We start from the raw sequence: 23350 nt of genomic DNA on the forward strand, positions 1-23350 counted from the left end.
CGGCTACGGCTAGGTCGGGTACGGCAGCGCTTGTCCGCCGCGCTGGTTGAGCATCACCGTCATCACGCCGATCTCTTCGGACTGCTCTTTGACCATGGCCGTCGCGGCCCGTCGGATCGCCGGGTCCCCGGCCTCCTGGCTGGCGTACGCCGCCATGTCGATCCCGCCCTGGTGATGACGGATCATCAACTGCAGGAACAGGATCTCCGCCTCTACGCCCGCGGCGTTGTGCAACGCTGTGAGCTCGTCGCCGTTGGCAGTACCCGGCATGGCCGCCGGAGTGGAACCGCCCGACCCGGCCGGGGCCGTTCCATCGGGCACCGGGGCCGTTCCATCGGGCACCGGGGCCGTTCCCATGTGGCCGTGGTCTTCCGGCTTCATCCAGCTCATCGTCTGATCACTCTGCAATGGCGCATCGAGCATCTGCAGCCATCCGGTCATCTGGCCGATCTCGCGCCACTGGGCGGCCTTGATCTGATTCACCAGCCCACGTACGTCTGGCGAACTGTCGACCGACATCATGTCGGCCATCATGATCGCCTGCTGGTGATGCGCCGACATGTCCTGGGCAAAGCCGATGTCAACGGCGGTTGCTTTCGTCTGTGGCTGCGCGGTGTCGTCGTCGGGACTGATGGCCAGGCCGATACCCAGTCCGACGATCAAGGTGATCACCAGAGCCGAGGCCGGCCACCACCACCGACGAAGGGTTGAATCGGTCACCGCGGCGGGTACACCGAGGGATCCAGCTGCAAGGTCATGAACCCATTGTCCATGCACGTCACCCACAGCTGGTCGCCGTGGAACTCCGGGGGTGACAGACACCAGTCGGCCGATAGGTCGCCGCCTGCCAACCGGTTCTGATCGCTGATGATCCCATCTGCGCGCGCTTCCCCCTGCAGCACTGCGCGGGCCACCGCGAGCGTGCCGAGAATTGCCGGCAACTCGACCGAACCAAACAACGCATGACTCGAATTGGTGAGCTGCTCGACCTTGCCACGCTGTGCCGGCGGGTTGAAGTACGCGATCTCCCGGAAATGATCGGGATCTCTGATGTCGAAGACCCGGATGCCCGACTGAATCCAGCCACAGGCCATCGCAGTCGGATCCACCTGGCGATCGATGGCGCAGTAGTGCGCGTCGTAGCCGAAGAGCCCGTTGCCGGCCGTACTCTGCGCCCAGCGGTTCGCATTCTCGGGCAGGTTGATCGCCAGCTTGATGGCGTTGCGCTGCGTGAGATTTGCCGAGTTGCTCGCGTCGAACAATTTGACGCCGCCCGAACCGGCCTCGTCGACCGCGAAGAGAAATGGCCGGCCGTCATACGTCGCGTAGATGTTGTGCTGCGTGACCTGACCGTCGGCCCAGTACTTCTCTCCGATATGCGGCATCATCTGGGGCACAATGGTTCTGGGCTTGCGGTTCTGAACGTCGGTGACGTCGATGACCGTCAGTCCGAACAGGTTCGCCAAATATAGGGTGTTGCCATCGGGCGAGAATCCCATGCCGTGGGCTTCGACTCCGGTGATCCCCGACCAGACGATCATCGGGTTACGCGGATCGGTAAGGTCGACGGCGCTGAGATACCCCGGAGCGATACCGGATGCCCAGTAGGTGTTGCCGTCGGGCGAGAAGTCACCCTCGTGGGTGGTGATCGGCATCGGCATGCTCAATTGGGAGCCGGCGCCGGTGTTAAGCAGTCGCGGGTGGGCGCAATCGCCGGAAATGTCGTAGACCGAGATGTAGCCGGCACCCTCGAGTATCCCGACACCGGTCCCGACCAGGAGACCGCGTTTCTGGTTGACCTTCAACGACTCCCACGTGCCACCCACCATGGCTGGTTCGGTGAGCACCGCGGAGAGTTTCGGGGTTCGCGGATCTGACGCGTCAATGACTTGCACCCCCGGATTTGGTCCGAGGAAGCTTGCCGGAAATGTCGACCCGGTGTACGAACAGTTCTTGTAGGTGGCGCTGACGATGCCGGCGCCCTGACCCTGATACTGCCCGATCAGATCGAGGTTGCAGTTGTAACCCTGGGTGCTGCGCCCCGACTTGCGGTCGGCCAGCGGAACTTCGCCCTGGATCCCGGTTTCCACCCGATCGCCCTCGCGACACGAGGCCGGCGCGACCGCGGTCGCCCAGACATCGGTGAGGTCGTTGTACCCCGGTGGCGCTGTGGCCACCGCCGGACCGGCCACAGTCAGGCCGGCCGACACCACCGCCATCGTCACCGCAACCCGACCCAAAGCGCGAACGAATTCATACCGCGACACAGTGTCCCCCTCCGGACGCACTACATTGTGCTGTCGCGGACAGTACCGCTCTGAGGTGCCCCGAAGGCGGGATATGCCGATTCCGGCGTCAGTTGATGACGGGCAGACTGTTGGCCAATGCAGTGAGTTCGTCCACCGTGGTTCGGGTGTCCACCGCACCGAGTTCGATATAGACACCGGGATGAGAATCGACGGTCAATCCGATCCACTTGGTCTCTCCGGCAGGATCACCCACCACGGCCCGACCCCCCTGCCAGGTGGTGCTGCGGACATCGGTCCACCCACGGATCTCCGTCATCCGCGACTCGAGCTGCTCCGGGCTGACATAGAAGTCCGTCCAGAGGTCGTACTCCGTGCCGTCGACCTCCAGTGCACATCGGAAGCCGCCCTTGATGAACAGTTCACCCGAGCCGTCCCGGTCGGTCCCCTCCTCGGGAGGAAGGGCATCGAACCTGGTCTCGCACAGCATCGCGTTCCAGCCTTCCTCGGACGGGGCGGCAGGAAGCAGTTCGGCGAGTTCCGCTGCAGGTTGCGCGAGCAAACCCCACCCGGCTCCGACCTCGACGGTGGCTCCGGCATCGGGTTCCGATACCCGGCCCTTGTCGTCGACCGCCCGGACCGAGTACTCGACCGTTGTCGAACCTTCCGGAGCGACGGCGGAGGCGTCGGTGAACTCACGATCCAAGCCCGTGTACACAACCTCGGTGCCGCGGCTGAGCAAAAACGACTCGGCATCGGAATCCGCAGACCACGTCACCTTCACCACGCCGCCTTCCTGGACGGCCTTGATACCGGAGGGCTCCGCGACATCTCCTGCGCCCCGGACAAAGTAGGTGACCGCCAGTGCGACCACCAACGCCACGACCGCTCCGACCACCAGCAATGGCCACGCCCAGCGCTTCACAGCGGAAGCTCATCGAGTACGGCCGCGGCATCGGCATTCTTACCGTTGTCCATGACCACCGAAACGTCGTACTTCTCCAGATCGGGGTCGTCGAAGGCGAAGAGCAACGTACCCGCCCAGTCGCTGTTCGGTCCGTCACCCTGGTAGAGCAACCCGCGCACGCCCTTGTCCGTGGTGACCGTTGCCGTCTGCAGATCCAGGCTGTCGAGGTACTCGTCCCGCGCCTGCTTGGATTCGAACTCCCGCAACCGAACCGAGTACTCACCGTCGGTGGAACGACACAGGATCGTGCCGGTTTTGGGAACATCGGTGTCGACCGATCCGACACCACCCCAGCACGCCTCTCCGGTGAAAGTGTCGGTCGACAGCGGGCTCGGACCGACGATGTCTCCGAACGCTGCCGCCAGCTCCTCGACCCCGTGCCAGCGCTGTGTCACAACGACTTCCTCGGTGGCCGGGCCAAATGGTGAGGCATCGCGATCGCCGGATCGCGCCGACACCGAATACGTGTACGCACCCGGTAGCGGCACCGGCTGTGAATACTGGGGGTCGCCACCGACGTAGATGATCGTTTCTCCCTGGCGCAGCGCGTATTCGGAGGCACCGTCGACGGCAGGCCAGCTGATGTCCACCGTGGTCTCACCGACTTCGGCGGTGGGTTGCCCCGGTGTGGCAAGGGCATCGCCACCCCCGAACATCAACAGCCCCAAGACAACTCCGACGACCACCGCGAGAGCCACGATCGGGCCGGCCATCACCGCGGCACGCTTGAACCACGGTGGCTTGTGCCCCGGTCCGCCGGAAGCCGCACCAAAGGGGACGAAGCCCGCACCCGGCGGGCCTCCCGGTGGCGGTGTGGTCTGGTTGTAATTCGGATACTGCCCGCTTGGTACCTGCGGACTCGATGGCGACGAATGTCCGCCGACCGGCGGGCCGCCCTGATATCCCGTACCGCCACCGGAATGACCTGGATTCGATTGATACGGATTCGACTGGGGCCGAGCCAGATTCGCCGACGGCGGATAGGTGATCGCGGCTGTCGCAGGAGCCGGTCCCTGATGACCCACATGAGGCGGACCAGGTTGCGGAGCCACATTCCCCGGGATCGGCGCAAAAGCATGCTGTGCTCGGGTGCTCTGTTGAGCCCCACCACCCTGCAATGCCTCTTGCGCGGCCTCGGCGAGTTCGCGTCCGGAGTCGAATCGGTCGGCGGGTTTCTTGGCCATCGCCCGGGCGATCACCGCAGCCATGGCCGCCGGGACCGCGGGATTGGCAACCGCCGGATTCGGCGGCGGGTTGAACATGTGCGCAGCCATCAGCCCCTGACTCGTCGGGGCATCGAACGGCGCTGTGGCCGTGAGCAGTTCGTAGAGACTGCAACCCAGCGCATAGATGTCGGCGTGGTGATCGATCTCCTCGCCACCCACCTGTTCGGGTGCGCTGTATCGCAGCGTTCCCACCGTCATACCGACCGAGGTCAGGCTGCTGTCGGTTTCCTGCGCCATCCGCGCGATCCCGAAATCGGTGAGTTTCACCGCGTCCGGGTTCATCGGATCGGAGCCGGGGGTGATCAGGATGTTGCCGGGTTTGACGTCGCGATGGAGGAGACCTTTGCGATGCGCGTAGTCGAGACCGTCGGCGACCTTCGCGATGATCGTGACCGCCAGACGCGGGTGAAGCGGTCCGCCCGACAGCATCTGGGCCGCATCTGTGCCGGGAACGAACTCCATCGCAATCCACAACTGGCCATCGTGCGTGCCCCGATCGAGCACATTCACCAGGTTGGGATGACTCAACGGCGCGACCAGGTCTGCCTCACGCTCGAACCGCGCACGGGTATCCGGATCACTGCCGTAGGTGCTGTTGAGGAGTTTGATCGCGTCGGCGCGAGGAAGTCGCGGGTGCTGGGCCTTGTAGACCTCACCCATTCCGCCGCGGCCGATCAGCTCGAGGATCTGATAGCCACCGATGTGAGACCCGATCGCCACACTCATAGCCACTCGACCTTTCTCGTCACCCGCCGGCGGCGAGATGCGGTCGATACTATCGACAGGCGCCGATGGCACACCAGGACTCGAGCAGCTATTAGTCCGTCTGACCGATCACGAAAGAATTCCCCCGCCCGATGGATTGAGCACATACGCTTACTCTCATGAAACCTGCCGCATCCCGGTTCATCGTCGGCGCCGCATTGACCGGGGCGGCACTGCTGACGACGACGCCATCCGCGATGGCCGGCGATCAGAGCGCAACCTGCACGGCCGACGCACAACGCCTCGGGGCACAGACTTACGTTGCCGCGCTTGCCGATCCACGACTCGCCTACGACGTACCGCTGGCCGAGGACGTCATCCGATTCGAGAACGGGCTGCAGACCGGCTTCTCCGGGCCGTTCATGAAAGCCGAACTGGCCGCCCACCTGCAGTACGGCGGCATCACCGGAATCGGGAACGCGACGTGGCGCCAGCACGACAATCTGGTGCGAACGGTGTACGACCTCGACTACGGGTTCGCCGGTCTCGACCTCGCCGGAGCCACCGTCGATGAAACATTCGCCTTCGACGACCAGTGCCGGATCAAACGGATCGATGCGACGATCACCGTCCACCTCGCCTGAACGGCAGCCGAGCGGACACCATTGACGACCAGGGGAGACAGAACAGATGGGGCAGTTCACCAGGGCTGAACTCGAGTCGGAGTTCAGCAAGTTCAAAGCGGTCAATGACGCAGTCGCGATCACCCAGGACTGGAATCGGTGGGCCGACCAGTTCACCGAGGACGCCGACTACGTCGAACACGCGCTGGGCACCTTCAAAGGCCGCGAGGAGATCCGGGCGTGGGTCAACAAGACGATGGGACGCTTCCCCGGCAATCACATGGTCGGATACATCTCGTTGTGGCATGTCATCGATCCCGAGACCGGCCGGGTGATCTGTGAGATCGACAACCCCATGCGCGATCCCGGCGACGGCAGCGTCTTCACGGCCACGAACATCACGATCCTGACGTACGGCGGCGACGGCCTGTGGGCAAAAGAAGAGGACATCTATAACCCCGCAGAGTTTGCCCAGGCAGCCAAAGCCTGGTGCAATAGGGCACAGGAGCTGGGAAATCTCACCGAAGAGGCTTCCGAATGGCTCATCAAGTTCGGTAAATATGTGTGAAAACCCCGCGTTACCTGCACCACAATCCGACAATGTCGGGTAACACCGACGTGCGCGGGCACGACGCCCCTGAGGTACTGACGACAACTGGTGTGGCGCCGCTTTTACTGGCCGAGCGCGCCGCGCAACAACTTGGGTGACGGCATCACGATCCCGTACCCTGAAGCCTTACAGCCTAGCCCTTCCTGGAGGAATATCTGATGGCACGCGAGTTGACCCAACTTGAGCTACTGAAGGAACTGTCACCGGCGGCCGAAGAGAACGTCAACCGCCACCTGCGCACGACGAGGGATTGGCATCCTCATGACTACGTGCCGTGGGACGAGGGCCGGAACTTCGCCGCGCTCGGTGGCGTCGACTGGGATCCCGAGCAGTCGCAGCTCAACGAGGTTGCCAAGGCCGCCATGGTCACCAACCTGCTGACCGAGGACAACCTGCCGTCCTACCACCGCGAGATCGCCGAGAACTTCTCGATGGACGACGCGTGGGGTCACTGGGTCGGCCGTTGGACTGCGGAAGAGAACCGGCACGGCATCGTGATGCGCGACTACCTCGTGGTCACCCGCGGCGTCGATCCCGTGGCGCTCGAAGAGGCCCGCATGATCCACATGACCAACGGCTATTCGCCGCTACAGGCCGCAGGCGACCGCGCCGACGAGCTGGGCGAAGAGGCAGCAGGCATCCTCCGGTCGGTCGCGTATGTGACCTTCCAGGAACTCGCCACCCGCGTCTCGCACCGCAACACCGGCAAGGCCTGCAACGACCCGATCGCCGATCGGATGCTGCAGCGCATCGCCGCTGACGAGAACCTGCACATGGTCTTCTACCGCAACATCTGCAGCGCAGCCCTCGATCTGGTCCCGGATCAGGCGATGAAGGCGATCTACGAGATCGTGTCCAACTTCCAGATGCCCGGCGCCGGCATGCCCAACTTCCGCCGCAACGGTGTCCTGATGGCCAAGCACGGCATCTACGACCTGCGTCAGCACCTCGAAGAGGTCGTCCAGCCCGTCCTGCGCAAGTGGAACATCTTCGAGCGCGACGACTTCGGACCCGAAGGCCAGAAGATCCGCGAGGATCTCGGAGCCTTCCTCGAGAAGCTCGAAGCCGACACCCTCAAGTTCGAAGAAATGCGTGATCGTTCGCTGGCGCGCGAAGCCGCCAAGCGCGAAAAAGCCGCAGCCGCTTCCTAAACAGAAAACCACTGAGCTGACCGCACTACTGCCAGAAACCGTCACAACCCCGGCCCTACGGATCGGGTCCATCGAGCTGTCCAGCCCGGTGGTCCTGGCCCCGATGGCCGGGGTGACCAATGTTGCCTTCCGGACCTTGTGCCGCGAACTCGAACTCGCGCGGATGGGCACCGTCGCCGGACTCTATGTCTGCGAGATGGTGACCGCCCGCGCGCTGGTCGAACGGCATCCGGTCACGATGCACATGACCACCTTCGGCCCGGAGGAAAACCCCAGGTCGATGCAGTTGTACACGGTTGATCCCGAGTACACATACGCTGCCGCGAAGATGATCGTCGACGAGAATCTCGCCGACCACATCGACATGAACTTCGGCTGCCCGGTCCCCAAGGTCACTCGTAAGGGTGGCGGTTCGGCGATTCCGTACAAGCGCCGACTCTTCGCGAATATCGTCGCCGCGGCGGTCCGCGCCACCGAGGGCACCGATGTCCCGGTCACGGTCAAGTTCCGGGTCGGCATCGACGAAGACCACCACACACACCTCGATGCCGGCCGTATCGCGGCCGCCGAGGGCGCGAAAGCTGTTGCGCTGCACGCACGTACCGCATCACAGCGTTACTCCGGCAACGCCGACTGGAACCAGATCGCACGCCTCAAGGAACACGTCACCGATGTTCCGGTCCTCGGCAACGGCGACATCTTCGAACCCGCCGACGCCACCCGGATGATGTACGAAACCGGCTGCGACGGCGTGGTCATCGGCCGCGGCTGCCTCGGCCGCCCGTGGTTGTTCGCCGAACTGAGTGCCGAATTGAACGGCACTCCCGCCCCACCCGCCCCAAATCTCGGTGAAGTGGCGCAGATCATTGTCCGGCATGGGCAACTCCTCGCCGACCATCACGGTGAGTTCAAAGGCATGCGTGAGATCCGCAAACACGTCGCCTGGTATCTCCGCGGGTTCCCCGTAGGTTCGGAACTCCGGCGCGAGATGGCGTTGGTCGAAACCGTTACGCAGCTGGCCGACCTCGTCGGACAATTACCCGCTGACGTGCCGTTCCCCGACGACGCACACGGTCCGCGCGGCCGCCAGGGGTCACCATCTGCGGTGGCGCTCCCCGAAGGCTGGCTCGACGATCCCGACGACGAAGCGGTCCCGGCAGGGGCCGAGGTCATGCATTCGGGCGGCTGAACCCGCCCCACTGCCGCGGTGCCGTTCGCGAACTTCAGATCCAATCTGGCGCATCTCGGCGCTCCACACCGCACATTCTCATCCCTCACATAGGGATGCGCCCGTTTTGGTCAGTATCATCGAGACGGCGCCGTGCCCGCTGAATGTTCAGACGGGCCTGAGATACAGCCCGGCGCCCAGATGGCTGAAGGAACATGGGTGAGCGAGGACGAACTCCGGGCACGTGCGTCCGAGGAGCGCCGCGATGAGATTCGCCGTCAGCTCGGCGCACCCTCCGACGAGGTACTGCGGGAGCCGACCAGTCGCGAGCTGATCGAGGGCGACCGCAATCGATTGACCGTCCGCGAGCTGCTCAACCGGATGAATGCAGCGGCCCGGTCCGACGACGAAGATGCCGGCGATGCCCCGCAGAGTCCTCCGCCGCCGCCGAAACCGCCGCAGCAGAACACAGCGCCCCCCGCTTCACCGAGTTCTTCCCCACCGGCATCGCCGACGTCCGCCTCCACGCCCCGTCGTCTCCGGCGCGTGAGTCCGGCAGATGCACCGACCGAACGGATTGTCGGTCCCGGGGAACCCACGTTCGTCGAGGCCGAAGCGAAGACCGAGGTCATCCCGGCCACTCCCGACGCCACGGTCACCAAATACATCCCGCCGATCAGCGCTGCGGCACGGATCCCAGAGCTGTCCACCGAAGACGCCGCGGCCGAGGCGCCGCGCGCAATGGGCTCCGGTCCCGCGACCCCCTCACGTCGGCGGGCCACACCACCCGAAGTCCGCGACCACAAGCAGTTGATGCACCGCGCCACGGTCGGTGGCCGAATCCTCATCGCTCTCGCCTGCGTGTTGGCGCTGCTCGGTACGGGCGCAGTGTGGGGATATCAGAAGGTCAAGGACAGCAATTGGAACACCGTTGACGCGGTGAACCCCGACAACGACCAGATTCGCGACAAACAGCTGCAGACCGGCGACGAGACCTACCTGATCGTCGGTACCGACACGCGAGCCGGGCAGAACGGCACCGTCGGCGCAGGCGACAGCGTGGATTTCGAGGGCAGCGCCCGCTCGGACACCGTGATCATGGTGAACATCCCGGCCGACCGCAGTCGCGTTGTCGCCGTGTCGTTTCCCCGCGACCTGCAGGTCGACCGGCCCGAATGCTCCAGCTGGAACAACGAAGACGGTGAATACACCTCCGAGGAGGTCCCGTCGGCGACCGGCGTGAAACTCAACAGCGTGTACGGCGATGGCGGCCCGAAGTGCCTGGTCGAAACCCTCACCTCCATGACCGGCCTGAACATCAACCACTTCATCGCCATGGATTTCTACGGGTTCGAGCAGGTGGTCAACAAAATCGGCGGTGTCGAGGTCTGCTCGACAACCCCGCTGAAGGACTACGAACTCGGCACCATCCTCGCCAAGCCCGGCACGAAGACACTGAAGGGCTCCAAAGCCCTGGACTACGTACGGGCCCGCAACATCGAAACCGAGGGCAACGGCGACTACGGACGGATCAAACGGCAGCAGCTGTTCATGTCGTCGCTGCTGCGTGGAGCACTGTCCAGTCAGGTCCTGACCAATCCGAGCACTCTCAACGGCATCATCGACACCTTCATCAAGTACAGCTACGTCGACCGGGTCAACACCGACAACCTGGTGGAGCTGGGCCAGTCGATGCAGGGACTCGATGCCGGGCGGGTGACCTTCCTGACCGTGCCGACCTCGGGTACCGCGGAGGACGGGTCCGGTAACGAGATCCCACGACTCGACGACATCGACGCGATCTTCAATGCGATCATCAACGACTTGCCGCTCCCCGGGGAGAAGTCCGAAACTCCCGAATCGGGCACGCCGACGCCCGGCCCGACGACCACCGCGCCCAAGCCCGCGGAGGCGACTGTCACCGCCCTCTCGCCGTACTCGATTTCGCTGCGCGTGCTCAACGGCACCGGTACCAGTGGCATCGCCGCCGAAACCGCCACCGATCTGGCCAACTACGGCTTCGAGATATACGGCGTCGCCGATGCCTCGGAAAACCGCACCGACACCGTGGTCCGGTACGGCCCGGGCGAACAGCAGTCCGCTGCAACGGTCGCCCAGATGTTCCCCGGTGCCACGATCCAGGCGGATTCAACGGTCAGCTCGGGCGTCGAAGTCATCCTCGGCAGCGACTTCTCGGGCACCCTTGACGACGCACCGGCCGAAGGTGCGCAGGTCAGCGTCCGAGAGCTGCCACGGGAGTCCAATCCCGACGACCTCCCCAACGACCTCACGGTCACCAACGCGGGTGACGCCACCTGCGCGTGATCATCGGATCCGAGCCCCAGTACACGGCTGCCGTTCATTTGCAGTTCACCACCTGACAACCATTTGCCCTGCTTGTGGCAGTACGGTGGGGATATGCGTAGTGCGTACATTGAGCAGATGGCAGAACTCAACGGAGTTCTCGGACAGATGTGTGAGTTGGCGGGGATCGCAATGGAGCGTTCCACCCAAGCCTTGCTACAGGCTGATCTGGCCGTGGCCGAAGAGGTCATCGGCGCCCACGAACAGCTGACGACGCTGTCGACCACAGCCGAGGAACGAGCCTTCGCCATCCTCGCGCTACAGGCGCCGGTGGCCGGCGACTTGCGGGCGATCGTCAGCGGATTTCAGATTGTCGCCGACATCGAGCGGATGGGCGCCTTGGCGCTGCACGTCGCGAAGGTGGCACGCCGACGTCACCCGGCCAAGGCTCTCCCGGAGGAAGTCAACGGCTACTTCGCCGAGATGGGCCGCCTGGCCGTCGCCATGGCATCGAGCGCTCGTGAGGTTCTCAACACCCAGAACCCGGAAGACGCACTGAAGCTACAGGACGACGACGATGCGATGGATGATCTGCACCGGCATCTGTTCACCGTTCTGATGGATCGTGACTGGCCGTACGGCGTGGCCGCCGCGGTCGATGTCACGCTGCTCGGCCGCTACTACGAGCGCTTCTCAGATCACGCGGTCCTCATCGGCCGTCGCGTGGTTTTTCAGGCAACCGGTCAGACACCGGAGCAGTTCTCCGAGGTCTGAACCCGGCGTTCAACGGCTGTATCCGCGGCCGATCTCGGCGATACGATCGGCGAGTTCGGCCGCGGTACGGAATCGGTCGCTATGCGGCGCAAGGCATTCCGACACCAGTTCCTGTTCGGCAGCCGAGAGCGCAGAGCTGAGTACGGGCTTGGTCGACTGCACTGTCCGGATTGCCACCAGCGGCTGCATGTCCGGCAATTCGCCATAGAGCCCCTCACCAGTCAGCGTGCGATGGATCGTCGCTCCCAGCGCCCACAGATCCGTTGCCCGCGAAGGCGCTTGGCCGACCAGCATATCGGGATCAGCGAACTCCAGCGTCGCCGATGATCCGACGCCACTGACCGCGGTCGCCGCTGTGATCACCCGCGCCAGGCCCAGCGCACTGAGCACGCCTGCCGGCCCGTCCTGATCGCCGCCGATCATCACGTTGGCGGGTTTGATATCCCCATGGACCAGACCCGCCTGATGCATGTCGTGAGCCCCACGTGCGGCGCCTTCGAGTACCGCCAAAGCCTGTTCGCGTTGCAGGGGCATGGCAGGCGCGGCCATCGACCCACCCGGCAGATAGTCCATGGAGTACATGAACTGATCACCCAGTGCTGCCTCGTAGAGCCGGAGCAGGTGCGTCGAACGGACTTCGGAGAATGTTCGGAGTTCCCGAACGCCGCGATGGAACGCATCTTCGCCCACCGGATTCGAAAAAACTTTCAGCGCAACATGTTCAGCGGGAAGTGAAAGTCGCTCCGGAGCCACCGCGAGGTATGAGATCCCGTGACTGCCCGCGCCGAGGGCACGAACGATCCGGTAGTCGGCGATCGCGGCAGGCGATCTACGTGCATCGGATCCCGACGGCGAATCAACGTACATCGCTCACCCTCCCATGCGGAGACTCGAACAGCAGCGATCGGCTACCCACCCGCAACTGCGAACCCGGGTAGAGCACAGCTTCTTGCCCACGTCGCAGCGTGATCCAGCCCGACGCTCGGGGATGTCGCACATAGGTGCCGTTGACCGAACCGGCATCGATCACGCGAACCTCCCAATCCACAAGGCGCAGTTCACAATGCGCGCGCGACATCGAACCGGAGGTGTCGTTGATCCGGATCGGGTCCAACGGCCCGATTCCGCCGGCGGACACCCCACCACGGCCGGCGACCATCGGTTCGGGATCACGGCCGATCAACAGATCCCCGGCCACGACGTAGGTGGAACCGTCGTCGATCACCAACAGCCCCAAGGGCGGTCGCGGCCCTTGCACCAAGGCGCCTGTGTGCCGGTCGATCCGGATACCGCAGCGGGTGCAGATCGGAAGCCGCGGATCGTTGATATGCCCGTTGACACAGAGCAATCCGTGGATCTGCAGCTTCTGCTCACGGGCCGACACTCGCGAGTTGCCGACCTTGACAGGGCGGTTGGCCACGTCGGTCGGCGCCGACGACAGCGCCGAATCCAATACATCCTGGGGTGGGACCAGCGTCGGTTCGGCCACACCTTGACGAAACCCGGTGGGCTTACGCGGACCGCCGACGATGGGGAGCGGACTGCGGGCGCTCTGCGTCACCTCTTCGTGATCGTCGAGCCGAACAGACAACAGCGGTGGTGCCAAACGTATTTCGGCGTCGCTGTCGGTGGCGCCGACCATGAGCGGCGTCGACTCCGACTCGTCGTCCACCGGCGCGGTCTGCGGGATCATGTAGACCGCGCTGTCGGTGGACGGCGACGCGGACGGCCACAGGATCATCCCGGCTCCGGGGGCTGCACCTTTCTCCAGGGAGAAGATGTGCGACGGCGCGATCCCGGAGGCTCCGATGGGACCGCCCGAGAGCGGGTCCGTCTCGTCGATCGTGACCGCGACCGCATAGAGGCTGCTGGGATAGCTGCGCTGGACCAGGAACCCGGAGTCGGCCCCGCGCACCACCTCTGGGGACGCGAGTTCCGTGACGTACATCCGCGCAGTCGCACCGCCATAGACGAATACCTCGAGCCCGCCGCGGGAATCGGTCGAGATGACCGCGAAGTCGGGGCTGCTGTCTTCGTTGGCCAGCAACCACTTGGTCAGTGACCGCAGCCGAGAACTTTCCTGCGTCCCGGTTTCGGACGGCAACTCGGTGGCAATCCGCGCAAGATCAGTCAGTGTCGCACTGGTTTTCATCGGATCGGCATCGATGAGCAGCAGCGAAGGTCCGCGCCGGAGAGCGATGCCACGGCCAGGCAGCAAGCTGACCGGATGTTTGACCGTCACTCCCCCATCATCACCCATGCCGCCGGATTTTCGCCCGTTCGGGGCCAGGCGACGATCGTTCGGACTAGCCGAATCGACCGGAGATGTAGTCTTCCGTGGCGCGTTGCGCGGGGTTGGAGAACATCGTCTCCGTGTCGCTGACCTCGATCAGTTGACCCGGTTGACCGACACCGGCCAGGTTGAAGAACGCCGTCTGGTCACTGACACGCGCAGCCTGCTGCATGTTGTGGGTGACGATGACGATGGTGAAGTCCTTCTTGAGTTCGTTGATCAGCTCTTCGATAGCCAGCGTCGAGATCGGGTCGAGGGCTGAGCAGGGCTCGTCCATCAACAGCACCTCCGGCGAGACCGCAATGGCGCGCGCGATGCACAGGCGCTGCTGCTGACCGCCGGAAAGGCTGCCACCGGGCTTGTCGAGACGGTCCTTGACCTCTTCCCAGAGGTTCGCGCCACGCAGGCTGCGCTCGGCGACCTCGTCGAGCTTCTTCTTGTCCCGCAAGCCCTGCAGGCGAAGGCCTGCGACCACGTTGTCCTTGATGGACATCGTCGGGAAGGGGTTCGGCCGCTGGAACACCATGCCGATGGTGGAACGCACCGACACCGGGTCGATGTTCTTGCTGTAGATGTCCTCGCCGTCGAGCAACACCTTGCCCTCGACGCGGGCACCCGGGGTGACCTCATGCATGCGGTTGAGCGTGCGCAGCACCGTCGATTTGCCACATCCGGACGGACCGATGAAGGCGGTGATGCAGCGCGGCGGCACTTCCAGGCTCACGTCCTTGACCGCGTGGAAGGCGCTGTAATAGATGTTCAGGTCTTTGATATCGAGGCGCTTTGCCATGAATCTGTACTTTCGTTCGCTACTGGAGCCGGCGGGCGTCGGGGGGTGGGCGTCGCGTCAGAATCTCTGTGATCATCAGAACTGCTGTGACATCAAAACTTCTTGGGCGAGAACACTTTGGAGACCAGCTTGGCGCCGAAGTACACGATCGCCACCAGGATCACCAGGGTCAACGCCGCGCCCCACACCGTGTCGAAGGCGCCGGGACCGTTGTTGTATTGCTGCACCATCATCAAAGGCAGCGACTGCTGGTTTCCTTCGAATGGGTTGGTGTTGATCACCTTTGTCGAGCCGACCAGGATCAGGACCGGCGCCGATTCACCCATCACGCGCGCTATCGCCAGCATCACACCGGTGACGATGCCCGACAGTGCTGTGGGAAGGACGATCAGCGCGATCGTCTTCCACTTGGGTACACCGAGGGCGTATGACGCCTCTCGTAGATCCTGCGGGACGACCTTGAGCATTTCCTCGGTCGCCCGGACCACGATCGGTGCCATCAGCAACACCAACGCCAGCGCGACCACAAATCCCGAACGTGGCAGCCCGAACGTGGTGCGCCACACCGCGTAGATGAACAGCGCGGCCACGATGGAGGGCACACCCGAGAGGATGTCGACCATGAAGGTGGTGATCCGGGCGAGCACCGAATTGTTGCCGTACTCCACCAGGTAGATCGCCACGAAGATGCCGATGGGGATCGCGATGACCGCGGCCAGCGCAGTCTGTTGAAGCGTGCCGATGATCGCGTTGAGCGCTCCGCCCCGCAGCTCCGACTTCTGCCACCAGTCGGCGTCGAGAATGGTCGACAATCCGCGGGAGATCAGCGTCCAGACCAACCAGGCCAACGGGATCATGGCGATGACGACGGCGGCCGTGACCATGATCGCGGCACCCTTGTCGCCGATCTTCCGACTTCGTTTGACGGGCGTGAAGCCCGAGGGTGTGCGTTTGACCGGTGCAGTACTCGTGTCGAGTGTTGTCATGTCACTTGGCCTTCTTTCCGCTGATGACGGCCCGTGCCGCAGAGTTCACGATGAACGTCAGCACGAACAGCGCGAGGCCGGCGGCGATGTAGGCACCGGTCTTCGACGGTGAGTCGAACTCGGCGGCATTGTTGGCGATCTTCGTCGCGAACGTTTCGCCGCTCTCCATGAGGTTGAAGTCGATCGGGCCCGCCGTCGAGATGATGAGCAGCAGCGCCATTGTTTCGCCGAGGGCGCGTCCCAGGCCCAGCATCGATCCGCTGATGTACCCGGAGAATCCGAACGGGATCACCGCGACCCGGACGACCTCGAACTTGGTCGCGCCCAGCGCCAGTGCGGCCTCACGATGCCCAGCCGGCGTCTGCACGAACACCTCTCGGGTCACCGAAGTGATGATCGGCAAAATCATCACCGCCAGGACGACGCCTGCGGTCAGCATCGTTCCGCCGGTCGACATGTTGGTGACCTGAGATGGTTCCTGAAAGAGCGGCATGAAACCGAGGTTGCCCACGAGCCATTCGTTGAGCGGCACGAGTGCGGGCCCCAGGACCAAGATGCCCCACAGGCCGTAAACGATCGACGGCACTGCGGCGAGCAGATCGATCACGTAGGCGATCGGACTCACCAGCCGCTTGGGTGCGTACTCGGTCAGGAATATCGAGATACCCAGTGCGATCGGCATCGCCAGCAGCAACGCGATGATCGACACCACCAGCGTCGCGTAGAGCAGGCCCAGGATGCCGAACTTCATGTTCCCGGGGTCGGTACTCCACGGACCCGAGTAGGTGAAGAAGTTCGCCTCGTTGTCGAGCATCGAGGGGACCGCCTGGATCACCAGGAAAAGTGCGATCAGTCCGATGATCACCGAGATGAAGATGCCGGATCCGACCGAAAGGGTCCGGAAAATCCGGTCTCCCAGTCGAATCGCCGAACCGCCGGTCTTGATCTGCGACCCGGTCGGTTCTGTTGAACCGCCTCCACCGGTGGTGGTACCGGGTTGAGTAGTCGAGGAGCTCATAAGCCCTTTCGCCCTCGTCGTATCGTCAGTCTCTGTCATCGCCTTCTACCGCGTTTTCTCTACGGTCACCCTCGCCTACTCGATCAGGCCAGTGCGTCGATGGTCGACTGCAGCTTGGATTTGTATTCTTCGGGCAGCGGGGTGTAACCCAACTCTGCCAGTCCCTCTTGGCCATCGCTCAGAATGGTGGTGAACGCCTCTTTGAGGGTCGACGAGACGTCGCCTTCGTAGCCTGCGGAACAGACGATCGAGTACGGCGTCAGCAGCAGCGGGTATGCGCCCTCCTCCTTCAGCGCGTACAACGCGTCAGTGTCGACGATCAGGTCCTTGGACGCCGGGTCTTTGAACTCGACCGCGTCGAGCGCCTTGGCCGAGGTATCACCGTTCAGCTCCGTGGCACCGACACCGAAGTCGACCTGCGCGATACCCAGACCGTTCTCCTCGGCGAATCCCCACTCGACGTAGGTGACCGAGCCGGGAGTCTTCTTGACCGTGTCACCGACACCTGTCGACTTGGCTGCACCCGAGCCGCCCTGACCCTGGAAGGCCTTGTCGTGCTCGTACGGCCAGGCCTGCGGCGCCGAGTTCTGCAGGAAGCGCTGGAAGTTGTCCGTGGTGCCCGAGCTGTCGCTGCGGTGCACCGGCACGATGGCGGTGGCGGGCAGCTGCACGCCCGGGTTCAGAGCTGCGATCTCGGGCGCGTTCCAGGTGGTGATCTTCGAGTCGAAGATGCCTGCCAGCACGGCCGGGTTCAGGACAACACTGTCGACCCCGGGCAAGTTGTAAGCGATCGCGACCGGCCCGGCCACCATCGGGATGTGCCATGCGTCGTTTCCGCCGCAGCGGGTCTTCGCCTCGGCGATCTCCTCGCCCTTCAGCGCCGAGTCGGAACCGGCAAAGTCGACGTCGCTGCTCAAGAACTTGGCAACACCGTCACCGGAACCCGAACCGGTGTAATTCAGCACGATGCCGCCATTGTCGGCGACCACCACCTGGAAGTGTTCCATCGCCTTTTGCTGCGCGGTTGATCCTTCACCGCTGACGGTGCCACCGCTCTCTTCACTGCTACACGCAGACAGCACCAGAGCAGTAACCGCAGCCGCACTGACGAGCGCAGCACTTGACTTCATTCTCACCGAAGACTCCTCCATGGACTTTCCGTGACATCTCGTGATTCGAGCCGCCACCCCGACGCTCAATGCGTCACTTGTTGAAAGCTAGAGGTCCGTCATGTCTGGATTACCTACGTGTGGTGAACCGCAGATGAATACAACATCGACCCGTCGACGACGCTCTCGCAGGGCAAACTCGAGGTGTCCACCCAATGTTCACCTGCGGGCCACCTCGGGGACGATCAGATGTCCGCCGGACACCTGATGGTCGGTCAGCCGTAGGCCACGTCGATCGCGTATTGCCCGAATCCGAGCTTGCTGTAGGTGTTCAGAGCGGCCGTGTTGTCGCCCTCGACATAGAGTTCGACTTCGTCTACGCCCTGGTCAGCGAGGTAGTGCAGACCGGCGAGGGTCAGGAGGCGCCCGAGGCCGCGGCCTTGCGCCGCGGCATCGACCCCGACGATGTAAACCTCGCCCAGTGACGGCGTGTGAATCTTGGTCCAGTGGAACCCGAGTAGCCGGTGCGGGTCTGCCGCGTCGAACGCGAGGAACAGGCCGGCCGGATCGAACCACGCCGAGCCCGTACGTTCTTCGATCTGCTGCGAACCCCAGCCACCCTGTTCCGGATGCCAGGCAAACGCCACATTGTTGACGCGAATGATCTCCGCATCGTCGGAGGGTCCGGCGTAGGTCCGGAGCACCACGTCATCGGGGACGACCAGTTCTGGCAGGGCGGGATTCGGCACTGGCCGGCGCAACTGCAGCAATTGCCGCCGCGCAGTCAGCCCGGAAGCCGAGGCCAGGGCCTGCGCCGCAGGTAGATCGCCGTGCGCCCAGACCCTGACATCACCGGTGACGCGCCTACGCGTCTCGTCCAGCAGTGTCTTGCCGTGCCCCTTGCGCCGATGGTCCGGGTCGACCACCAACTCGATCACCGCCAGCTCGTCGCCGCGTGCCGGGGTCACGTTGGCGTACCCGACGATCTGGTCGCCGTCGCTCACCGTGACCTCCACGACGCCGGGCCGGCCGACACCGTTGACGGCCTGCTCTCCCAACGGCGCGACACCGTCGACGGCCGTCGCGGCGTCGAGGATCTCCGTGATTCGCCCGGCGAACTCCGGACCGCCCGATTCAGCTCCCATTGGTGCTGGAGCTGAACTCCGCGTCGGGGAACTCGACCTCATCGGGTTCGACAAGGTCTTCCAATTCTGTTCCGTCCGGGACAGTTCCGTTCGAATCCGGTGTTCGTCCGCCACGGCTGGGCCGCACGGCCTTGTATCCGACGTTGCGTACGGTTCCGATCAGCGCCTCGTGCTCGGCACCGAGCTTTGCGCGGAGCCGTCGAACATGTACGTCGACGGTGCGGGTGCCACCGAAGAAGTCGTAGCCCCACACCTCCTGCAGCAGCTGTGCACGGGTGAACACCCGGCCGGCGTTCTGCGCGAGGTACTTCAGCAACTCGAATTCTTTGTACGTCAGATCGAGGGGACGCCCCCGCAACCGCGCGGTGTACGTGCCCTCATCGATGACCAGATCACCGAGAGTGACCTTGCCACTGGCTTCTTCTGCGGTGACGCCACGACTGCGAACCACCAGCAGACGAAGTCGCGCGTCCAATTCGGCCGGACCAGTGGCCGGCAACAGGAAGTCGTCAAGACCCCACTCCGAGTTCACGGCCACCAGGCCGCCCTCGGTCAATACAGCAACGACAGGCACCGATGAGCCCGTACTCCCCAGCAGTCGGCACAGACCGCGTGCGGCTGCCAGATCAGAACGCGCATCAACGATGGCTACATCCGCATTTCCAGCTTCCATCAGCGACGACACCTCGGTGGGCGCAACGCGGACGGTATGAGCCAGCAGTGACAACGACGGCAATACAGACTCAGGGGTGGGATCGGCTGTCAGTAACAAGAGATCCACAAACCACTCCGATCTCGAAGGTACGTATTTTATGTACGCTGCCTTACCAACGTGTGCGAGACAGATGTCAGAATAGCGCCATATCGGTCGCAGCCCGTTAACAAGTCCCCGGTAAGCGAAGGAATCGCGACCGTCGGCCACGGTGACCGTGGGTCAAAGTCCACGCAAAGAAAGGTTTCGGTGCGCAAACTGCTGGCCGGCGTGCTCATCGCCGTCCTCTCTGCGGTCGGCATCGACTTCGCCACCGCCGCGTACGCGGAGTATCACTATTCGCAGGCCCTGCGAACGGCCTCCGAATTGGAGTTCGACCCCGAGGTCACAATCACCGGTTTCCCCTTTATCGCGGCCGCCGCCGCGAGCGACGAATACGACCGGATCGGTATCACCGCCAGGGGCACTGACCTGGGGAATGGCCGACGCGGGGACCTCCGTTCCAACCTGTCCGGCGTCGAACGTCTCGGCGGTTCCTGGCTGATCGGGGAACAGACACAGCTACGGGTCGCCAAGGTGAGCGGCTCACTGAAGATCGATTCGGTGAATCTGGGCCGCTTCCTGGGGCTGGACGACCTGACCGTCACAACCCCTGCACCCGAGGACAAGGCCGGCGGAGGCGGACCCGGCGACGGCATCCTTTCTGCCGGCTCGGGCATCATTCTGACCGCCACGATCAATTTGCCAAAAGTGAGTAATCTCGGTCACATTCGGGGCTCCGACCACCAGAAAGTCAGTGTTTCCGCCGATCTGTCGATCAGCGGCGGTGCCTTGCGGATCGACGCGACCGGCATCTACTCGGGCCCTGCCGACCACGTCGACTCAGATGTCTCGCCGGAGCAACTGCCCGACGTGTTGGGGCAGTTCTCCCGAACACTTCCCGTTCTGCCGCTCCCCTGGTCGCTGCCTGCATCGTCGGCGGCAACCGAAGGCAGTGACGTAGTTCTCACCGCCGATCCGAAACCGCTGGTGGTGACCGCGGATGACTTCTGGCATGGGTCTTGATAACCCCCGGCAGGCCTGCGGTAGTGTGGCGCTCATGCAACTGGGCCGTGAGTTGATGCTCACACGTCGCCGGGCGATCGACTTCTGTCGTATCGCCAACTGTTGCTGTCTGAGCCGGTAGTCGACGGGCTTTTCACAGTATTTCTCTGTGCCCCGTATGCCGGTGCGCCCCCTGGTCAGCTCTGCGCTGGTCCAAGGCGATCACCTCACGTCACCAGCAAGTCCCGATCTCTATCGATCACCGAACAAACCTGAACGCAATACCCCTCAACGAAAGGAAAACCATGGCTCGCTCCGATGTCCTGGTCAGCGCTGATTGGGCTGAACAGAACCTGAAGGCCGACAAGACCGTCTTCATCGAGGTCGACGAAGACACCTCGGCCTACGAAGGTGGCCACATCGAAGGCGCCATCCGCCTGGACTGGCGCAAGGACCTGCAGGACGGCGTCCGTCGCGACTTCCTGAACCGGGAGCAGTTCTCCGAACTCCTGTCGGCCAAGGGTGTTTCCAACGACGACACCGTTGTGCTCTACGGCGGCAACAACAACTGGTTCGCCGCTTACGCCTACTGGTACTTCAAGCTGTACGGACACAAGGACGTCAAGCTGATCGACGGCGGCCGCAAGAAGTGGGAACTCGACGGCCGCGAGCTGTCGAAGGACGAGGTCACCCTTCCGGCCGCGACGTACAAGGCCGAAGAGCCCGACACCAGCATTCGCGCCTTCCGCGACGAGGTCATCAACGCCATCGGCAGCAAGAACCTCGTCGATGTGCGTAGCCCCGATGAGTTCTCCGGCAAGATCCTCGCACCGGCTCACCTCCCGCAGGAGCAGGCTCAGCAGAAGGGCCACATCCCCGGAGCCATCAACATCCCGTGGAGCACCACCGCCAACGAGGACGGCACCTTCAAGTCGGACGAAGACCTGGCAAAGCTGTACGCCGACAAGGGATTCGACGAGAGCAAGGAAACCATCGCTTACTGCCGTATCGGCGAGCGTTCAAGCCACACCTGGTTTGTGCTCGATCAGATCCTCGGTAAGAAGAATGTCAAGAACTACGACGGCAGCTGGGTCGAATACGGCTCACTTGTCGGCGCCCCGATCGAGCTGGGAGAAAACAAGTAATCATGTGTGCTGCGCCTAAACAGGGACAGAATCTGCCCGCCGGTGTTGATACCGAAAAAGAGACCGTGTTGACCGGTCAGGTGCTCGACACCGACGGCAACCCGGTGGCCGGCGCATTCGTGCGTCTGCTTGACGGAACCGGCGAGTTCACCGCCGAAGTTGTTGCCAGCGGTACCGGCGACTTCCGCTTCTTCGCCGCCCCCGGAACCTGGACGCTGCGCGCGCTGTCGTCCACCGGTAACGGCGACGTCATCGTGAAGCCCGAAGGTGCCGGCGTGCACGAGCAGAACGTGACCGTCAGCAAGTAAGAGCCTCGGCTCTGACGAAGGCCCGGTTCACCTTTCGAGGTGGACCGGGCCTTCGTGCTTCCACCCGCTCCATCTTTTTTGTGGTCGCGATGACGGCTCTGGCAAAAGTGAGGGAATCCCCACACGCAGCAGGATCGGAGTGGACGCTAGAATACTCAGGTGGTCATCTTCTTCGAAGCATTGTTGGTACTGGCGAGTGTCCTGATCGTCTGGTTCGGCCTTTACGTGCTCTACCGGCTGGTCACAGACGAATCGTGACCCGTTCCGGCAACGAGGCGGTCAATCAGGCCGCCATCAAGGCTCAGGAAACCGGCAGCCGGAACATCCCGGCGCTGCCTGACCTGCCGCTGCCCGACGACACCGCCAACCTTCGCCAGGGTCCGGATCTCCATCCGGGCTTGCTGGCGTTGTTGCCGTTGGTCGGGGTCTGGCGCGGTGAAGGCGAAGGCAATCACCCCGAAACCGGCGACTACCGTTTCGGCCAGCAGGTGATCATCAGCCACGACGGCCAGAACTACCTCAGCTGGGAGTCCCGCTCGTGGGTCATCGCTGAGGACAGCGATGAGATCACGCCCGACCTCCGCGAATCCGGCTTCTGGCGCATCGGCGATGACGATGTGATCGAACTTCTGCTCACCCATGCCGAGGGGTGGATCGAACTCTTTTACGGCACCCCGTTGAACCAGACGAGCTGGGAGCTGGCCACCGATGTGGTGATCAAGTCCGCGTCGGGTTACAAGGCCGGCGGCGCCAAACGTCTCTACGGTCTCGTGGAAGACGGCGACCTGGCGTACGTCGAAGAACGGGTCGACAGCGATGGCGATCTGATTCCCCGCGCATCTGCAAAACTGAGCCGCTACGTCGGCTAGAACGGGGTAGACCCCCACACCACCCACTGAGCAGCGGGTTTCCGACCAGGACAAGGCCGGGGGTGCGGGGGTCCGGTGACCAATGTGGATTCAGCTCCATATCGATTGGGGTACTGCGCCCAAACAGATTGCGGAACAAGGTAATCCACCAATCGGC

At 63.6% G+C, this 23350-nt stretch carries 22 protein-coding genes; 10 read left to right on the forward strand and 12 right to left on the reverse strand.

Features of this window, described 5'->3' with window-relative positions; genetic code table 11:
• Positions 1–9 precede the first annotated feature (9 nt).
• The 4 genes from AC56PL_RS25570 to AC56PL_RS25585 form a co-directional block, all read right to left on the reverse strand.
• Positions 10–720, reverse strand: coding sequence for a DUF305 domain-containing protein (locus AC56PL_RS25570; protein WP_497155563.1), 711 nt, complete (start codon positions 718–720; stop codon positions 10–12).
• Positions 717–2219 carry an LVIVD repeat-containing protein gene (locus AC56PL_RS25575; RefSeq protein ID WP_495517676.1) on the reverse strand — a complete coding sequence of 501 codons (1503 nt, stop codon included), beginning with the start codon at positions 2217–2219 and terminating at the stop codon, positions 717–719. Before AC56PL_RS25575 ends, AC56PL_RS25570 begins: the two co-directional genes overlap by 4 nt.
• A 136-nt stretch (positions 2220–2355) precedes the next feature.
• Positions 2356–3171, reverse strand: coding sequence for a hypothetical protein (locus AC56PL_RS25580; protein WP_497155564.1), 816 nt, complete (start codon positions 3169–3171; stop codon positions 2356–2358).
• On the reverse strand, positions 3168–5165 hold the full coding sequence (locus AC56PL_RS25585; protein ID WP_497155565.1) for a serine/threonine-protein kinase: 1998 nt from the start codon (positions 5163–5165) through the stop codon (positions 3168–3170). The genes AC56PL_RS25580 and AC56PL_RS25585 overlap by 4 nt, the downstream gene beginning before the upstream one ends.
• A 158-nt stretch (positions 5166–5323) precedes the next feature.
• Between AC56PL_RS25585 and AC56PL_RS25590 the strand changes: the two genes are divergently transcribed.
• From AC56PL_RS25590 to phoU, 6 genes are all read left to right on the forward strand, one after another.
• Positions 5324–5788, forward strand: a complete 465-nt coding sequence (locus AC56PL_RS25590; protein ID WP_497155566.1) for a DUF8021 domain-containing protein — start codon at positions 5324–5326, stop codon at positions 5786–5788.
• A 46-nt stretch (positions 5789–5834) separates the two neighbouring features.
• Positions 5835–6335 (forward strand): nuclear transport factor 2 family protein, encoded by a 501-nt coding sequence (locus AC56PL_RS25595; RefSeq protein ID WP_495517294.1) that lies wholly within the window; start codon positions 5835–5837, stop codon positions 6333–6335.
• Positions 6336–6535: 200 nt separating this feature from the next.
• Positions 6536–7528 carry an acyl-ACP desaturase gene (locus tag AC56PL_RS25600; protein WP_495517293.1) on the forward strand — a complete coding sequence of 331 codons (993 nt, stop codon included), beginning with the start codon at positions 6536–6538 and terminating at the stop codon, positions 7526–7528.
• 103 nt (positions 7529–7631) lie between these two features.
• Complete coding sequence (dusB, locus tag AC56PL_RS25605) at positions 7632–8717, forward strand: tRNA dihydrouridine synthase DusB (RefSeq protein WP_495517675.1); 1086 nt, start codon at positions 7632–7634, stop codon at positions 8715–8717.
• Between the two features lie 198 nt (positions 8718–8915).
• Positions 8916–11021: an LCP family protein gene (locus AC56PL_RS25610; RefSeq protein ID WP_497155567.1), complete on the forward strand. Its 2106-nt coding sequence runs from the start codon at positions 8916–8918 to the stop codon at positions 11019–11021.
• A gap of 93 nt (positions 11022–11114) precedes the next feature.
• On the forward strand, positions 11115–11774 hold the full coding sequence (gene phoU / locus AC56PL_RS25615; protein ID WP_495517291.1) for a phosphate signaling complex protein PhoU: 660 nt from the start codon (positions 11115–11117) through the stop codon (positions 11772–11774).
• 9 nt (positions 11775–11783) lie between these two features.
• On the opposite strand, the gene AC56PL_RS25620 is transcribed toward phoU, so the two are convergent.
• From AC56PL_RS25620 to AC56PL_RS25655, 8 genes are all read right to left on the reverse strand, one after another.
• On the reverse strand, positions 11784–12641 hold the full coding sequence (locus AC56PL_RS25620) for a protein kinase domain-containing protein (RefSeq protein ID WP_495517290.1): 858 nt from the start codon (positions 12639–12641) through the stop codon (positions 11784–11786).
• Entirely contained in the window at positions 12631–14034 is a 1404-nt protein-coding gene (locus AC56PL_RS25625) for an FHA domain-containing protein (protein WP_497155568.1), read from the reverse strand. The genes AC56PL_RS25620 and AC56PL_RS25625 overlap by 11 nt, the downstream gene beginning before the upstream one ends.
• 46 nt (positions 14035–14080) lie before the next feature.
• Positions 14081–14857 carry a phosphate ABC transporter ATP-binding protein PstB gene (gene pstB, locus AC56PL_RS25630; protein ID WP_482140685.1) on the reverse strand — a complete coding sequence of 259 codons (777 nt, stop codon included), beginning with the start codon at positions 14855–14857 and terminating at the stop codon, positions 14081–14083.
• Positions 14858–14949: 92 nt separating this feature from the next.
• On the reverse strand, positions 14950–15843 hold the full coding sequence (gene pstA, locus AC56PL_RS25635) for a phosphate ABC transporter permease PstA (RefSeq protein WP_495517288.1): 894 nt from the start codon (positions 15841–15843) through the stop codon (positions 14950–14952).
• Position 15844: 1 nt separating this feature from the next.
• Positions 15845–16861, reverse strand: a complete 1017-nt coding sequence (pstC, locus tag AC56PL_RS25640) for a phosphate ABC transporter permease subunit PstC (protein WP_495517287.1) — start codon at positions 16859–16861, stop codon at positions 15845–15847.
• A gap of 83 nt (positions 16862–16944) precedes the next feature.
• Positions 16945–17997: a phosphate ABC transporter substrate-binding protein PstS gene (gene pstS, locus AC56PL_RS25645; RefSeq protein WP_495517286.1), complete on the reverse strand. Its 1053-nt coding sequence runs from the start codon at positions 17995–17997 to the stop codon at positions 16945–16947.
• Positions 17998–18245: 248 nt separating this feature from the next.
• The gene (gene mshD, locus AC56PL_RS25650; RefSeq protein WP_497155569.1) at positions 18246–19115 is read right to left on the reverse strand and encodes a mycothiol synthase; all 870 of its coding nucleotides are present in this window, start codon (positions 19113–19115) and stop codon (positions 18246–18248) included.
• Positions 19105–19896 (reverse strand): winged helix-turn-helix domain-containing protein, encoded by a 792-nt coding sequence (locus AC56PL_RS25655; RefSeq protein WP_495517284.1) that lies wholly within the window; start codon positions 19894–19896, stop codon positions 19105–19107. The genes mshD and AC56PL_RS25655 overlap by 11 nt, the downstream gene beginning before the upstream one ends.
• A gap of 180 nt (positions 19897–20076) precedes the next feature.
• Between AC56PL_RS25655 and AC56PL_RS25660 the strand changes: the two genes are divergently transcribed.
• The 4 genes from AC56PL_RS25660 (at position 20077) to AC56PL_RS25675 (ending at position 23193) form a co-directional block, all read left to right on the forward strand.
• Positions 20077–20892 (forward strand): LmeA family phospholipid-binding protein, encoded by an 816-nt coding sequence (locus AC56PL_RS25660; protein ID WP_497155570.1) that lies wholly within the window; start codon positions 20077–20079, stop codon positions 20890–20892.
• A 284-nt stretch (positions 20893–21176) separates the two neighbouring features.
• Entirely contained in the window at positions 21177–22016 is an 840-nt protein-coding gene (locus tag AC56PL_RS25665) for a rhodanese-like domain-containing protein (RefSeq protein ID WP_495517282.1), read from the forward strand.
• Between the two features lie 2 nt (positions 22017–22018).
• Complete coding sequence (locus AC56PL_RS25670; RefSeq protein WP_482140700.1) at positions 22019–22324, forward strand: DUF1416 domain-containing protein; 306 nt, start codon at positions 22019–22021, stop codon at positions 22322–22324.
• A 254-nt stretch (positions 22325–22578) separates the two neighbouring features.
• Complete coding sequence (locus AC56PL_RS25675; protein WP_495517281.1) at positions 22579–23193, forward strand: heme-binding beta-barrel domain-containing protein; 615 nt, start codon at positions 22579–22581, stop codon at positions 23191–23193.
• Positions 23194–23350: the final 157 nt, after the last annotated feature.

It is taken from the genome of Williamsia sp. Y721, from assembly GCF_059683565.1.

Excerpts from the sequence above, each read along its gene's own strand:
- AC56PL_RS25590 (WP_497155566.1), top strand. The coding sequence starts at position 5,324 with ATGAAACCTGCCGCATCCCGGTTCATCGTCGGCGCCGCATTGACCGGG.
- pstA (WP_495517288.1), bottom strand. The coding sequence starts at position 15,843 with ATGACAACACTCGACACGAGTACTGCACCGGTCAAACGCACACCCTCG.
- AC56PL_RS25670 (WP_482140700.1), top strand. The coding sequence starts at position 22,019 with ATGTGTGCTGCGCCTAAACAGGGACAGAATCTGCCCGCCGGTGTTGAT.
- AC56PL_RS25665 (WP_495517282.1), top strand. The coding sequence starts at position 21,177 with ATGGCTCGCTCCGATGTCCTGGTCAGCGCTGATTGGGCTGAACAGAAC.
- dusB (WP_495517675.1), top strand. The coding sequence starts at position 7,632 with ATGGCCGGGGTGACCAATGTTGCCTTCCGGACCTTGTGCCGCGAACTC.
- phoU (WP_495517291.1), top strand. The coding sequence starts at position 11,115 with ATGCGTAGTGCGTACATTGAGCAGATGGCAGAACTCAACGGAGTTCTC.
- pstC (WP_495517287.1), bottom strand. The coding sequence starts at position 16,861 with ATGAGCTCCTCGACTACTCAACCCGGTACCACCACCGGTGGAGGCGGT.
- AC56PL_RS25620 (WP_495517290.1), bottom strand. The coding sequence starts at position 12,641 with ATGTACGTTGATTCGCCGTCGGGATCCGATGCACGTAGATCGCCTGCC.
- AC56PL_RS25575 (WP_495517676.1), bottom strand. The coding sequence starts at position 2,219 with ATGGCGGTGGTGTCGGCCGGCCTGACTGTGGCCGGTCCGGCGGTGGCC.
- AC56PL_RS25595 (WP_495517294.1), top strand. The coding sequence starts at position 5,835 with ATGGGGCAGTTCACCAGGGCTGAACTCGAGTCGGAGTTCAGCAAGTTC.
- AC56PL_RS25585 (WP_497155565.1), bottom strand. The coding sequence starts at position 5,165 with ATGAGTGTGGCGATCGGGTCTCACATCGGTGGCTATCAGATCCTCGAG.
- AC56PL_RS25600 (WP_495517293.1), top strand. The coding sequence starts at position 6,536 with ATGGCACGCGAGTTGACCCAACTTGAGCTACTGAAGGAACTGTCACCG.
- AC56PL_RS25625 (WP_497155568.1), bottom strand. The coding sequence starts at position 14,034 with ATGGGTGATGATGGGGGAGTGACGGTCAAACATCCGGTCAGCTTGCTG.
- mshD (WP_497155569.1), bottom strand. The coding sequence starts at position 19,115 with ATGGGAGCTGAATCGGGCGGTCCGGAGTTCGCCGGGCGAATCACGGAG.
- pstB (WP_482140685.1), bottom strand. The coding sequence starts at position 14,857 with ATGGCAAAGCGCCTCGATATCAAAGACCTGAACATCTATTACAGCGCC.